General features: G+C 40.2%; 15 protein-coding genes. 4 read left to right on the forward strand and 11 right to left on the reverse strand.

The window, feature by feature from the left end; genetic code table 11:
* Positions 1-185: 185 nt before the first annotated feature.
* Positions 186-845 carry a TVP38/TMEM64 family protein gene (locus G613_RS0100005; protein WP_029230680.1) on the reverse strand — a complete coding sequence of 220 codons (660 nt, stop codon included), beginning with the start codon at positions 843-845 and terminating at the stop codon, positions 186-188.
* Between the two features lie 141 nt (positions 846-986).
* Between G613_RS0100005 and G613_RS0100010 the strand changes: the two genes are divergently transcribed.
* From G613_RS0100010 to coaBC, 3 genes are all read left to right on the forward strand, one after another.
* On the forward strand, positions 987-1,637 hold the full coding sequence (locus G613_RS0100010; protein WP_029230681.1) for an ECF transporter S component: 651 nt from the start codon (positions 987-989) through the stop codon (positions 1,635-1,637).
* Positions 1,638-1,822: 185 nt separating this feature from the next.
* The gene (locus tag G613_RS0100015; RefSeq protein ID WP_029230682.1) at positions 1,823-2,839 is read left to right on the forward strand and encodes a type III pantothenate kinase; all 1,017 of its coding nucleotides are present in this window, start codon (positions 1,823-1,825) and stop codon (positions 2,837-2,839) included.
* A gap of 302 nt (positions 2,840-3,141) precedes the next feature.
* Positions 3,142-4,341: a bifunctional phosphopantothenoylcysteine decarboxylase/phosphopantothenate--cysteine ligase CoaBC gene (gene coaBC, locus G613_RS0100020; RefSeq protein WP_029230683.1), complete on the forward strand. Its 1,200-nt coding sequence runs from the start codon at positions 3,142-3,144 to the stop codon at positions 4,339-4,341.
* A gap of 94 nt (positions 4,342-4,435) precedes the next feature.
* Here the strand turns inward: coaBC and G613_RS18955 are convergent, their stop codons facing one another.
* The gene (locus tag G613_RS18955) at positions 4,436-7,447 is read right to left on the reverse strand and encodes an endo-1,4-beta-xylanase (protein ID WP_029230684.1); all 3,012 of its coding nucleotides are present in this window, start codon (positions 7,445-7,447) and stop codon (positions 4,436-4,438) included.
* 411 nt (positions 7,448-7,858) lie between these two features.
* Between G613_RS18955 and G613_RS0100030 the strand changes: the two genes are divergently transcribed.
* A complete protein-coding gene (locus G613_RS0100030; RefSeq protein WP_029230685.1) occupies positions 7,859-8,218 on the forward strand; it encodes a hypothetical protein in 360 nt (119 codons plus the stop codon).
* A 63-nt stretch (positions 8,219-8,281) separates the two neighbouring features.
* Here the strand turns inward: G613_RS0100030 and G613_RS0100035 are convergent, their stop codons facing one another.
* From G613_RS0100035 to G613_RS0100075, 9 genes are all read right to left on the reverse strand, one after another.
* Complete coding sequence (locus G613_RS0100035; protein WP_013281447.1) at positions 8,282-8,644, reverse strand: response regulator; 363 nt, start codon at positions 8,642-8,644, stop codon at positions 8,282-8,284.
* Positions 8,645-8,826: 182 nt separating this feature from the next.
* On the reverse strand, positions 8,827-9,240 hold the full coding sequence (locus tag G613_RS18265) for a hypothetical protein (RefSeq protein WP_029230686.1): 414 nt from the start codon (positions 9,238-9,240) through the stop codon (positions 8,827-8,829).
* A 26-nt stretch (positions 9,241-9,266) separates the two neighbouring features.
* Positions 9,267-9,809, reverse strand: coding sequence for a hypothetical protein (locus tag G613_RS0100045; protein WP_029230687.1), 543 nt, complete (start codon positions 9,807-9,809; stop codon positions 9,267-9,269).
* 20 nt (positions 9,810-9,829) lie between these two features.
* A complete protein-coding gene (locus G613_RS0100050) occupies positions 9,830-10,315 on the reverse strand; it encodes a DUF4860 domain-containing protein (RefSeq protein ID WP_029230688.1) in 486 nt (161 codons plus the stop codon).
* Between the two features lies 1 nt (position 10,316).
* A complete protein-coding gene (locus G613_RS0100055; RefSeq protein ID WP_029230689.1) occupies positions 10,317-10,664 on the reverse strand; it encodes a hypothetical protein in 348 nt (115 codons plus the stop codon).
* A gap of 25 nt (positions 10,665-10,689) precedes the next feature.
* Positions 10,690-11,724: a type II secretion system F family protein gene (locus G613_RS0100060; RefSeq protein ID WP_242826112.1), complete on the reverse strand. Its 1,035-nt coding sequence runs from the start codon at positions 11,722-11,724 to the stop codon at positions 10,690-10,692.
* A 25-nt stretch (positions 11,725-11,749) separates the two neighbouring features.
* Positions 11,750-12,766, reverse strand: coding sequence for a transglutaminase-like domain-containing protein (locus G613_RS0100065; RefSeq protein WP_029674314.1), 1,017 nt, complete (start codon positions 12,764-12,766; stop codon positions 11,750-11,752).
* A gap of 44 nt (positions 12,767-12,810) precedes the next feature.
* Positions 12,811-13,560, reverse strand: coding sequence for a GGDEF domain-containing protein (locus G613_RS0100070; RefSeq protein WP_029230692.1), 750 nt, complete (start codon positions 13,558-13,560; stop codon positions 12,811-12,813).
* Between the two features lie 149 nt (positions 13,561-13,709).
* Positions 13,710-14,537 carry a histidinol-phosphatase HisJ family protein gene (locus G613_RS0100075; protein ID WP_029230693.1) on the reverse strand — a complete coding sequence of 276 codons (828 nt, stop codon included), beginning with the start codon at positions 14,535-14,537 and terminating at the stop codon, positions 13,710-13,712.
* Between the last annotated feature and the right edge of the window lie 178 nt (positions 14,538-14,715).

Raw genomic sequence — 14,715 nt, forward strand, 5'->3', positions numbered from 1 at the left:
CGGAATTCCTATAAGATAAAAAACGCTCCGCGAGGATGCGCACTCGCGCGATAGGAATATGTTGCATAAATGCAACCGCGCTCGGCGCGAGAATGCCGCAAGCGGCATTCTTTCTTGTGGCGTATTTTGCTAAACAATAGATATAACCGGGGGTTTTTCTCGATATAGAATATATATCAGATGAATTATGATAATTTGTTCTTTCTAAGATAAATCATCAGAACAACATACACGAGCACAGCAAAAGAGCCACCGGCTATAAGTACGGCATAGTTCTTTTCAAGAATCATTGCTCCGCCAAAGGTATAGATAAATATATGTGGGAATCTGCAGATGAACGTAAGTAAAATCCAGGTTCCCACTTTTTCTTTGGAATGATAACCAACCCAGGCGTAAGTGTCCTTGGGAAGTGGGAGCAGCATAAAGAGCATGTGGACCAACATAGGCTCTTGGGTGCTTATTCTGCTTTCAACTTTCTTGATCTTTTCCTCTGAAAACAGGAAGTAGAGTAGCTTTGATCCAAAGTGTCTTCCAATGACAAAGGCTATGGTATTTCCTATTGTTGCTCCAAGATCGCAGATAAGAGCTCCCTTGAAACCGCCGAGAAGAAGACCTGCCGCCAGATAGAAAGGAGTGCCGGGAATGCAGGTTGAAAGTGTTTGAACGACTATCAGAAGACAGAACATTACCCATCCCAGGATTCCTCTTGATTCGATAAAAGACTGAAAAGAGTCCCTGTCATTAACAAAGGCTATCAGGGGTTGTCCGATGCAGAAGTAGATTGCAATAAGAAAAAGGATAATAAATATTACTATTAAGAAGCGCTTAATTAGTGACTTGGACATGTGTTTTTCCTTCTGGCGAAATAACGTTATAAATATGATATCACATATATTGACATATAATTAACGCATTGTTATATTTATGGTGCACTGTATCAGAAATAGTTCTGAACGGTAGCTTTTTTATTCAAAGGAGAATTGAATATGGATAACATGACAATGCTTGGCCGCAAGACTGAAGAGAAGTCAGCCGGACTTAGCAGCAAAACTCGTTACATGGTGGAGACTGCCCTCATGATCGCAATCGTACTGATTATGGGCAACACAGTACTTGGTACTATTCCTACACCATTTCTTAAGGTTTCTATCGTAACCGTTCCGGTTGCCCTTGCGGCAATGCTTATTGGACCTACAGCAGGAATCATCTGCGGTATCGTATTTGGTTTCAACAGCTTTGCAGGCGCTCTTACAGGAGCAAGCGGAATGCTTTCAACACTTTTCACAATCAGCCCAGCCGGCGTATTTTTTACAGCAGTAGTAGCAAGATTTCTTGACGCTACAGTAGTAAGCTTTATTTTCCAGGCTCTCAAGAAGACTAAGCTTAAACAGGCTTCATACTACATCACAGGCGCTCTTATGCCACTTTTCAACACAGTATTTTTCATGAGCGCACTTTGCATTTTCTTCTATAACACAGACTATGTACAGGGACTTGTAGCTAAGTACAATGCAACTAATGCATTTTCATTTGTAATTGCTATGGTTGGCGTTCAGGCTACAGTAGAGGCTGTTATCGGATGCCTTCTTGCCGGAACTCTTGGAGTAGTTCTTTCTAAGGTTCTTCGTAGAGCGTGACCTGCGGTTTAGAGGTTATTGACTAGAGGGAGAGTTTAACATTGAATCAAGTGTCAATTACATACTGGATTGACACTTGATTTTTTGCATATTTGAACTGACTATTAGTATAAATTATATAAGCAGGTGACATAGCTTATAGATAATAAGAAATATTATTAGTTTTATTGTGCGCAAGGATATTAATGAATAAGATAATTACGGTTGATATAGGAAATTCGAATATAGTTGTAGGTATCTGGGAAGGGCAGACACTGGAGTTTACCGGAAGGCTTGAAACTAGGAGAGACTACACTGAGGATGAGCTCACTTCTGCATTCAAAGAACTGATTAGAAATAATTCTAATAATGGAATTTATAAACAGACAGATAAACAAGTAGATATGCAAGTAGATATACATGTAGATAAGCAAATATCTGGATGCTGTGAGGATATCTATGATGGAGCAATCTTATCATCTGTTGTTCCTGAGATTACTGATCAGATGATGGCTGCCCTTAAGAATATTACTGGAAAAGAGCCGCTTCTGATGAGTTCTGGCCTTAAGACCGGCATTGATATTTCTTCTTATGCTACAGGCTCAATTGGAATGGATCGAATCGTAGATCTATCTGCAGCTGTAGCCATGTATGGTGCTCCGGTTATGACAGTTGATCTTGGGACTTGCACTACCATTACAGTGGCAGGAATGGCAGATACAAAATTAGTTAAAGCCGAATACATCGATGTGGAAGATGATTGTGCTTCATCGGATGCAGAATATAAAGGAAAGCTTGTTGGCGGCATGATCTGCCCCGGAATTCAGTTGTCCCTTGACGCTCAGGCACAGCGCGCTTCACAATTGCCTCAGCTAGAGGCTTGCGGCGTAGATTCGCTTCTTGGAACAGACACAGCCTCGAACATGATGTCAGGCGTTGTGGCAGGGTGCGGCCTTATGATATCTGAACTGGCGGATAGGCTGGTTAGTGGTGACATTCAGATTAGCGTGAATAAAGAATCTGTTAGTACTTCAGGTGATTCTACAAATGTTGATTTTTTTGCCAATGATATAGATATGTCTAATCTTAAGGTTGTGATAACCGGAGGATTAGGAAAATTGGTTATTCCCTGGATTAATACCAAGGCTGATGTTTATTATGAACCTGATTTATTACTCAGAGGGCTATACGAAATTTATATTAACAATACTTTGGAAACATGAATTAGTGTGATGAATACCAAAGTAAGATATGAAATAAGATTGTTATTACTGAGAAGAAAACCTGTAATACTATAAATAAATCAGAGTTGGTTTTGTTATTACAGGAAAATGATCAGGTAATACTAAAGACAAATTAAAATCAAGTTTGACATTACAGAAAAAGAAAATGGTAATAACAAAGACAAATCAGAACCCAAAATGACATTACAGGAATTAAGAATTCAGTAATATCAAAGAAAACAACAATACCAAAGAAATCAATAATACCAATGCCAAATGATTACCAATAGGAGAAAAGAGCTATGTTAGAAGGAAAAAACATATTACTGGGTGTAACAGGTGGAATAGCAGCCTACAAGAGTGCTGATCTGGCATCAAGACTCATCAAGCAGCATGCCAATGTGGATGTGATCATGACAGAGAATGCTACACAGTTTATTACACCACTTACATTTGAGGCTCTTACCCATAATAGATGTGTTACAGATACTTTTGACAGAAATCACCCATGGGAAGTCGAGCATATAGCTCTTGCAGACAAGGCAGATGTATTGGTAATTGCTCCGGCTACAGCTAACTGTATCGCAAAGCTAGCCTGTGGAATTGCAGACGATATGCTTACGACAACAGCACTTGCCTGCACATGTCCTAAAATCATTGCACCGGCAATGAACACCAAGATGTATGAGAATCCTGTAACCCAGAGAAATCTCAAAACTTTGCAGGAACTTGGGTACGTTATAGTTACTCCGGGAGATGGCTATCTTGCCTGCGGAACAATAGGAAAGGGTAGAATGGAAGAGCCTGCAAATATTGTCGATGCGATAATTCATGAGATTTCCTGCCCCAAGGATATGGAAGGACTAAGCGTACTTGTAACAGCAGGGCCTACAAGGGAAGCAATTGATCCTGTAAGATACATTACGAATCATTCGACCGGAAAAATGGGAGTTGCCATTGCTAAGGCAGCAGCCTGTAGAGGCGCTAATGTTACTCTTGTAGCTGGCCCCATTGATATTGAAATTCCGTCCTATATAAGTGTTGTCAGAATAGCTTCTGCCCAGGAGATGTTTGATGAAGTGACAAAAAGAGCAGGAGAGCAGGACGTGATAGTTAAGGCAGCAGCTGTAGCTGACTATACGCCTGAGACAGTAGCAGATGACAAGATAAAAAAATCTGATGACGGCTCCGATATGTCGATTAAGCTTAAGAGAACCCAGGATATTCTTGCGTGGCTTGGAGAACATAAAAAAGAAAATCAGATTCTATGCGGATTTTCAATGGAAACAAAGGATATGCTGAAAAACTCCAGAAAAAAGCTCTCCAAAAAGAATCTTGATATGATATGTGCTAACAATTTGAAGGTTGCCGGTGCCGGATTTGGTGTGGACACAAATGTTATAACACTAATTACAAAAGAATCTGAGACCGAACTTGAACTTATGAGCAAAGATAAAGCTTCTCATCGTATTCTTGATGAGATATTGAAAATAAGACAGTGAAACTTATGTATGTAAATAAAATTGATTCATTAATCATAAAAACGGGAATACCTGTAATCAGGCATTCCCGTTTATTTTATATGACTTATTTCAATTACTTACTGAATGCAATCTGTGCAAAGTTGTAGAAACCAAGGTACCAGATATTGAAATCGTGAGCACCGTTAAGCTCCTGCCACATAAAGTTCTGTCCGTTTACAAACTGGTTGCAAACAGAAGGAAGATTCTTGGCTGCTGCAGATGCGCTTGCGTAAGCTGTTCCATCCTGAAGTCCACAGATATTGTAGAAATAGTGGATTGGATAGCTGTTGCCGCTGAGTTTGGAGTTGATTGTCTGAGCTGTATTACTTGTTGGTGCTGCAGAGAATGCTCCGAAATATCCAAACAGGTCTGTGCATTCGCATAATCCAATATTGATTGTCTGCATACCACCCATTGAAAGACCTGCAATAGCTCTGTGATCTCTGTCAGCATTTGTGCTGTAGTGAGAGTCTATATAAGGAATGAGGTCTTCTCTGAGCTCTTTTCCGAAGTTGTAGAAAGAATTAACTGAACCACTAGCTGATGCCTTTCCGTTTGGTGTAACTACGATGAAGGAATCAATATCGCCATAGTAAGCAAGGTTATCCATGATGGCTTTTACGCGGGATGTGTTATTGGTCATTCCCCATTCGTTCTCGTTTCCGCCGATACCATGAAGAAGATATAATACGTTGTATTTCTTATCAGCGCTATATCCTGCTGGAAGATAAACGTTTGCTTTCTTGGTGTAAGTACGTCCGTTAGCCTCTGTATCATGAGCTGTGTAGGAGATATTTACAATTGTTCCTGAACCTTCGCCATATCTTACTTCTGTATATTTGGAAGGAATTGAGTTAGCAATTGTTGCAGTAGGATCATAGTGTGGGTTGGTTGTCTCTGAACCTGTTGATCCGCCCTGGTTTCCGCCTTCAGATTCACCTGTATTTCCTGTTTCGCTTCCGGTATTACCTGTATTACCTGTGTTTCCGGTTGAACTTCCGGCGGCTGATTCTAATACATATTCAAAAGAATCACCAATCTGTCCAACACCGATTGAACCAAATTCTACGCTTGCTCCGCTTGAAATTGTCTTGTTCCAGTCAACAGGTGTAATTACGTAGTAGTCACCTGTTGTTGTTACATTTACATTCCAGCTTGAATCAAGGTTAACCTGATTCTTGTTGAGCTTAAGTGTCCATCCGTCAACTGTGCTTCCGGAGTTGTTGGAAATCTTATAGCTAACCTGATATCCTGAACCCCAGCTGTTGACTGAGTACTCAAGGTCAAGGGCTCCGGATGTAACAGGTGTAGGCTCAGTAGTAGGAGTTGGCTCTGGTTCTGGGTCAGGAGTTGGCTCTGGGTCAGGTGTTACTACAGGCTCCTGCTGAGAAGAACCGTTATCAACCTTCTCAAACTGCCACTGCTGATTGGCATTTCCGTTGTAAGTCCACTGAACTACATTAGCGCCGTCATTTGTCTTTTTCTCGTATACATCAAGGAATCTTGCTGCATTAGAGCACTTTGTTCCGATTGTGTAAACGCCGCTTGTTCCTGTTGTCTTAACTATAAACTGCTGAGCGTTTCCGCCGTAGCCCTGATATGTTCCAACATTTGCTCCATCAGCATCTTCACCGTTAGCTACATCCATCATGATGTTTCCAAGCTTACTTGTGAGTGTGACGTAACCATCATTTCGGTTTGTTACATACCACTTCTGGCCGTCAACACCTGTGCCTGTGCTGATAACAACACTGTTCCAACCACTGGACTTGTTGCCCTCTACAGTAAGGTATTTCTGAGATACAGGGTTCTTGATATAGTACCAACCGTCTTCGATACGGGCTGTATCACCGGAATTTACTGTAGTTGAAGGTGTTGGATCAGTAGTAGGAGTCTGCTGTGAACCTCCCTGACCAGGATTTCCGAATACATCTGTGTAAGCCTTAACTACGTAGTCGTAAGCAGACTTGTTAACACCGATATTTGACCAGATAAGAGGCTTCTGACCTGTAAGCCATGTCTCAGCATCTGATGGTCCCCACCATGTGATGCAGGAGATGTTTCCACCGTTTTTCTTGGCTGTATTGATATTCTTGAAGAGATTGTAGCAATAGTTGTTAAGATCATTATCACCGTTGTTCTTGATATCAAGCTCTGTGATCTGAACTTCAAAACCTGCTTTGATAAATGCGTTAAGAGCCTGTGTATAGTAGTCAACTGATGGATAGCTTGTGCTAAGGTGAGACTGCATACCGATTCCGGCACAAACCTTTTTGCCTTCGTTAATGTAATTAACAAGCTTGATCTCGTCATTAACTACCATGTAGGTATTGTAGTCATTGTAAAAGAGCTTAACCTTATCTGTGAGGTTGAAGTACTCAAGACATTCATAGGCATAGTTGAAAGCTTTCTTTACATAAGTAGCATTGGTCTTGCTGCTTCCGTAAACTGCTTCCCAGCCTGAGTTGCTGGCGTGCATGATTTCATTTGCAACGTCCCAATATACAACAACGCTTCCATACTGGCTTGAATAAACGTGGTTGAGAACTGACTTTACATAGAACTCAAGACGAGCATCCATTACGCTCTGGCTAACAAAACCGCCGTTTGATGAGTAGTTTTGTCTAAAGAGCCATGTAGGAGTCTGTGAATGCCAAACCAGAGTATGACCTCTCATCTTAAGGCCGTTCTGGTAGCAAAGCTTCATAGCTTCATCAACTGTTGAAAAATTGATCTTTGGTACATAGCTTTCTTTGTAATTAGAAGGAATGTAGTAGCCAAGCCTCTTTGCTTCGTCTACTGATATAAGTGTAGCTGATCTGCTTCCGAGAAGATAATCAGGCTTAAACTCGTTTCCGAGCGTAATAATATTTGAATCTTTTTTGATTGCGTTAACAGTATTCTGGTTTCTGAGCATATATGTGTGTACACAGTTGCCGGAATAACCGTATTTGGCGCCGTAGGTCTCCATGAGATTGTAGCTGGCGGCCTTGGCAGTGGTCTTGTTGCACACCCCCATTGTGCAGACAAGAAGAAGCATGATTAGTACTTTTGAAATGATACATTTCATATGTTGCTTTTTCATACCCATATCCCCATTTCTTTTTCATAATTGTTACGCAGACAAATGCGGTAAATACATTTCACATTGGCCGATTTGCCCACAGGTTACGTGCTCGAGCACCATCATTCTAGCAATTATACTTTGTAATAACTTCTTAATAATTGCTTAACAATTTGCACAATTTGCTATAATTATCAAATATTTACATACAAATATCAGAGTTTCCTGTAAATATAACAACTATGCGAAAAATATTACGAAAAATCAGCATCAGTTTTTTGTAAATTTGTGCATATAATCCAATTACTATCCATTGAATTTTAGTCTTTTTGAATAAAAATATTAAAATGTGATTTACCATGTAATTGTTTGGAATGTGCTGACCGATATATCATGTGGAAAAAAAGAAAAGTTGCCAAGGAGGATCTGTAAATGGATTTTGGATTCTTAGCTTCAGCAAACAGCATTACAAATAAATATCTTAATCAGTTATCATCTGAGAAAGCTCTTTCTCAGGTGCAATCCATAGACGATGATACCAAGAAAAAGTTTGGAAAAGAGTTTGAGGAAGCCTATGATTCCATGATGGCTACCCGAGCTCTTAATGAGAGCATGCGTAGCAGCTACGAATTTAATCATCAGGATTCACTTAAAGATCACGCAACCAGACTTGGTTATTCAATAGACAATAGAGTGATAGATATGCTGCATATCCAGCTATCAGACGACATGAATGCAAAAGTAAATTCCGCAATGAACAGTGCAATAAAAGAACTTGGCGAATCAATGTGACACACAAAAAAATTAAGGGAAGTCTCTTATAGAGGCTTCCCTTTTTTGACGCGTGGGTAATAATTATCCAATAGCTTTTTTAACCGCTTCAAGAACACGATCTGCCTGGAATGGCTTAACGATGAAGTCCTTAGCGCCAGCCTGAATAGATTCAATTACCATTGCCTGCTGACCCATAGCAGAGCACATAATGCAAACTGCATTAGGATCTGCAGCCTTGATTCCCTTCAAGGCTCCGATACCATCAAGCTCGGGCATTGTGATATCAAGAGTAACAAGGTCGGGCTTCAACTCATTATACTTTTCGATTGCGACTTTACCGTTCTCAGCTTCGCCAGCAATCTCATATCCATTCTTGGAGAGGATATCCTTAAGCATCATGCGCATGAAAGCGGCGTCATCAGTAATGAGTACTCTTTTTCCCATATTGAACCTCCAATAAGTATTTTTAGTTGCTAAGAAAATAAATGAAATTTCCTTTTTGGATTTTTTAATTTATATCTGCTATGTACATAATCTATTGTAACACGGATTTCAAATTATATGCGTTAAATCGTTATGCAAAAAATTAAAATTTGATAAAGTCTTAGGGAAATTGTTTTAAAGTTTTAGTCATCAAATTTGAACACGGGAAGTGTGTAATCATAGTCATTGGTGTCATGATTGACTATTTGCCACTGGGATATTGTGTACATATTTGATGAATTGACGGAGTTGTTACTAATATTTGACATTAACGCAATATCAAGTGTTTGATTGTCGGTAATTGGTATACTTTTCTTTATTATACCATCCTCTAAAGGAGCTTCATAGCCTGAATTAACCGCAGCAATAAAGGCATTTCCACTATGACAGGCAGCGTAATATGCCATCTGTCTTTCTGCCAGATTCTGGCTCAGATTATAGTCTGCTTTTGAATTGACCAGTGTGAGGGTGGCGAATGAAACGAGGCTCAGTACCGTAAATATAAGCAGTAATGAGGCACTACCCACATTCATGCCACTTTGTCTTTTTACTTCCATGATCTGCCTTTCTCAAAATATTGGAATTATTCTTTTCCGACGTACACATCTACGAAGTTGTTGAAAATAACGTCAGATTCATCATCGGGAATTGACATGTATTCTTCTGCACGATTTTTTATGTTTATAACTGCAATTCTGCCTGAAATAGCCTTACCGCTTAAGGTGACGTCGTAACTGTTTACGTCTGAGTAGATTTCGCTTGCAGAACCTTTTTTTATGGCTAGAATTGCTTCGTAAGAGGCGTCATAAAGGGAGTTGTCGATAGCTTCCCAATTGTCATCAAAGAAGATAATGATGGTTCCGTCGGTTTCATTATCACCCTGGGAAAAGAAAGCATCCGGATAGAGGTTTTTGATCATCAAAAGGTTACCGTTACATCCGTAGAAACTCTCTGACAGGTTCTGAGACCATAAAAGCGCGTTGTTAAGATCTCTGTCATGCTCCGACAGGTTGTGGGCAGAGACAAAGAGCCTTAGACAGATAGCACTGGCCAGGGAAAAGAAAAATATGGCAATTATGATTTCCATAAGGAATAAACTTGTTTTTGAGTGGACATTGCTACTCATAAGAGCCTTCTTTCTTGGTTTTAGTTGCTGTGGATGGAAATGAATACTGCTTCTTCAGAGCCGTCTTCCTCGGTTACTGTTGCTTTGAGAAGATTATCATTTGTTTTTTCTACATCAAAAGAGTGGATTTTTAATATCTTTTGCCCGGTCTGGGGGTAGAAGTTATTAAGATCATCTCTAGCAAAGAGTTCCATTAAATAGCCGTCATAGCTGTAAATAAAGGTGTTATAGAGATCACCCTTAACCTCTTGCTGAAATACAAGGACGTTTTGACCGAACAGTTCCTGGACAAAAACCTTGCCATCTTGGTCTGACTGGCGGACCTTCTCTGTAACATATGCAATTGAAACCCTTTGGGCATAGTTTTCACTGGTCTGAGCTACGTTCTTTTTGTAAATGCTGGCACCGATGGCGATAATGGTCAGCGCTGAAATAAGAAACAAAAGTAGCAGACAGATAACGAAAACAGTATCGATTACATGACGCTTATTTGAAGCTGGATTCATATTAGTTGTTCCTTATCAAAATAACTGTTACATCCGGATAGAGATTGGCGGCTATAGGCATATAATCTACGAAAAAAGTGGACTTGTCATAGGTGAGGCCGTAGTGCTGCTCAAGGTATTCAAGGTTCGGGGGATATCTTCCCTCTATGGCGTAGCACTGAACAATATCCCTCGCCAGAGCACTCTCCAAGGACTCCTGCTCCTTACTGATGGAGCTTTTTCCTGTTGCATCAACGGCAAAGAAGAACAGTACCGCAATGCACAGGAAAATGGCAATGGATATCAGTCTGTAGGCCCTGTCAGATATTCTGAAAACTTGGTTGTTTTTCGACTCAAATCTGTTACTCATTCAAGTTACCCTTTTTGGATTTTGGTTATCCGATAGTTGTCATAATTCCCATAAGCGGCAGAATTACTGATAAAAGAATCATGCCGACAATAATGGATAGAACAATTACCAGAGTTGGTTCCAATATACCGATGAGAGAGTAGATTTTTCTCTCGGTTTCTTTTTCAAAACGATCTGCAATCTGCTGCATGGCACTGTCCATTGATCCTGACTTAAAGCCTACAGAGACCATCTGTGAATAGAAGGAGGAAAAGATATTTGACTTTTCCAGTGCTTCTGGGAAACTGTCCCCATCTATCAAAAGATTTCTGCAGTTCTCAATTTTTTCTTTCATGGCGTTACTTTCCACTAATTTATTTACAAGAGAGAGACCTTCATAGGTGTCCATTCCGCTTGATAAAGTCAAGACCATACCGCTGGCAAATCTGGCACTTTCCAGATCCTGCATGAGCTTTTTGGTGATGGCCATCTTTCCAAGAAGGGATTTAAACAGGTCTTTTCCCTTTGTTGTACTTGAGAAAAAGATAAATAACAGCGCCACGATAACCAAAAGGACTACCAGGACAATTGAATAGCGGTTCAGTAGGTTTCCGAAATCCAGAAGTGACTGAGAGAAGCCGCTCATGTTGGTTCCCAGCTGAGCAAATACCTGCTCGAAGATAGGAAGGACCTTGGTTACCAGAACTATCACAACGACCAGCATCATAAAGACCATGATAAGTGGGTAGCTCACGGCGCTTTTTATGCTGGAGTTTATGTTTTCTTCGCGCTCATAGTATTCGGCAAGGGAGTTCATTACGGTATCAAGACTTCCGGATTCCTCACCTATTGTCACCATATGAATCATGTAGTCGGGAAAAGAGCCACTCATTTCCAGGGCGATATGGAATTTTTCTCCGCTGTGAAGGACCTGACTTATGGATTCAAGAAGCTTTCTTGCAGAGGAGTCGTGGGTGTCCTGAAGCAGGATTTCTATACCTTCCGCAGGAGATATTCCTGCCTTGATGAGAAGAGACATTTGTTTGCAAAAACTTGATATCTCATAATTTGAAAGTCTCACTACTTTGTTTCTCCTTTCCAAACAATTAGTAGATGTATTTTACCGAATAGTTTTCGCCGTCTCCGATAAATTCCTGGAGAGATTTTTCTTCTGTGTTGGAAGCAAAGGTTGGATCCATTAAAGACCACTCTTTTCCGTCAAACTGGATCATTCCGTTAACCCAGCCAATATCTTCAATGTAGGTACTGATCCAGGCATGGTAGGCAGTTCCGGCATATCCAATCTCCATTCTGGTTGGGATTCGCTGGCTCCTTAACATGCAGCACATAAGGGCTGAGTAGTCCAGACAGATTCCTGTTTTGGTTGAAAGAACTTCATCTACATCCGGAAGATAACCGCTTTGTACGGTCTCTGCCTCTTCGTAGTCGTATTTAATATTCTTGATCATGAAGTTATATATTTCCGAAACAACATCCAGATCGCTGTTACATGGGTACGCCAGGTCGGAAGCTTTTTTCACAGCGTTGCTGTCTTTGGAAAAGGTACAATACTGGTTCGGATAAAGAAAAGGACCAAACTCATTAGTCAGCTGTACATCCAGCATTTGAGAAAAAACAGTGGTGTACTGGGTCCCTTCAAGCTGCTCAAAAACATTGACCAGATATTCACCGTTTCCGCACTGAAGAGGGAAAACCTCAAAGGTGGGAGTACCTACAGTAAGATTGTAGGTGTAGGTAGTGCCCGTTGGGCCTGTTATCTGGAGCTTAACCTTTCCGGAGGAACCGATATATTTGATTACCAGATAGCCTTCGGTAATATTGGAGGCATCCAGAACTGCGTATTCATTTTCGTAAACTGTTGTTCCGGGAGTTTCTGGCACAAGACAAACAGAGGTGTTGTCACGGCTTCCTTTTTCTTTTGGGACGGTGCTTTCCTGAGTAGCCTCTTCTGGTTGAGTGGAAGAGGGGGCAGACTTTGTGGCGGCCACCGGGGTATCGGAGGATTGCTTCCCGCAAGCACACAGAGAAAGGGCGATGACACCCGCTATTGTTAAAAGAGATATTCTTTTTTGAAAAGATATTGATTCGATTTTTCTATGCATAGGTTTATTTGATCTCAAAGTGAGAAACTGTGCATGGGTTTAGGTTATGAAAGGATCTGAGGCATTTCGTTTAGTCTTCTGTAGCCAAGAGATATCAGCTCGGAGATTTTTTCTTTATGCTCATCCTGATTGAGAGCTCTTGCGTAGGCAACTTCAAGAGGGTCGCCCACATTCATCTCGTTGTAGCCGCGAATTCTTTTTGTCAGGTCCATAAGAAACATCTCAAGCTTGGTACTGTCGCAGTTTTCCATGATAACAACGAACTCGTTACCGCCATTTCTTCCGGCATATCCGTATTCCTGGCTTACGTCCTCAAGGATAGAGGAGAACTCTGAGATGAGGAAATTACCGTTATTGTGGCTCTTGTCATTGTTGATGGTAACAAGATTATTGATCTTTAAAATAAGGAAACCTGCACTGGGAAGCATCTGAGTATTATTAAAGCTGTCAAATAAGAGGTCACAACTGTATCTGTTTGGGATACCTGTGAGCTTATCAATGTAAGCAAGGCGATTGAGATGCCTTCCGATAGATACTGTTCTATGCAGAATATAGAAATCTAACAGGATAGATATTAAGAACAGGATAATGCAGACTGCCATTATGTAGAAAACAGTCGGAGTTGGCGGAGCATATGAATCGTCGGATGCTCTCATTTTTGCTTTTTCCACAAAGAATGTTACAGCCATTGTTATTGTAAGGATTACAACCACAACCAGAGATATTATCTTATAGATATAAATTGAACCGTATATATTGGATCTTTTGCTCTTGTTGTATATTTCGGGTGTCATAAATAACCTCCAAAATCGGTATGATCAGATCTATCTTTATAATATGAATGTGAATGGATATATACGAAACTATTATACTATATTTTGATAACTACATAAAGAAGGTCATGTTTCGATGAGAAGAATCGAAAACATGACCTTTTAGAATTTTAGTTTAATGTATTGGCGCATGGAACGCGCTTTGTGAAGGTGTAATAAGAGTCAAAACCGCATTTAAGAGCAATATCTTTGGCTTTATCAAAGCATCCAGCTACGCCATCAGGAACATGAGCGTCCGAGCCGAAGGTGATAATGCGTCCGCCAAGTTCGTGGTAGCGCTTTAGGATATCTATGCCGGGATTAGGATTTTCATTTCCGGAAACCAAAGCCTTGGTATTAAGGTCAAGGCCTTTTTTCATTTCTATAAGAAGAGAGAGTATCTCATCGATGATATCCTTGTATTTGAAATATGAATAATCAGCACCCTTGGAAGGAGTGTAGCGCACGATGTAGTCTAAATGTCCCAGTACGTCAAAGTCTGAAAAAAGCTTTATGTTTTCAAGGGTGGATTCGAAGTAGCGTCTTATTACGGAATCTTCGTCCTGAGCACTCCAGTAGTTTGAATAGTAATAAGGATCCTTGTGATCTAAAAGGTGAACAGAGCCAATGACAAAATCAAAACCATGATTTTGAATGATTGCTTTATTATCTGCTAAAATCTGGGGCTGGAGTCCAAGCTCAATGCCATATTTGATGGCAATTCTGTCCTTGTATTCTTCTCTATATGAAAAGAGATCTTTTTCATAGGGAGGAATATCCAAAGTAAAAAGACCCTCCGGAACCTGCTCTGTGATAGGAAAATCCAGATCCATATGTTCAGTAAAACACATTTCGGTAAGGCCTTTGGATATGGCACTTTCTACCATATCTTTCATAGGAGCTTCACTGTCTCCGGAATTATGTGTATGAAGGTGATAATCGGCTGGTAAAAAAGACATGTCTAATCCTTTCAAAAGATGATAAAAATAGTCGATTTATTGATGAATATTGTTATTTCAATTATGGGATATGTTTATATTTTTTTAATAAAAATACGAAAAATGCCTTGACTACGCAATTTTATAAAATTAGGTTTTTGCACCCTATTATAATATCACGTTTTTTACGAAATCCGAC

Source organism: Butyrivibrio sp. VCB2006 (genome assembly GCF_000420945.1).
Taxonomy (GTDB): domain Bacteria; phylum Bacillota; class Clostridia; order Lachnospirales; family Lachnospiraceae; genus Butyrivibrio.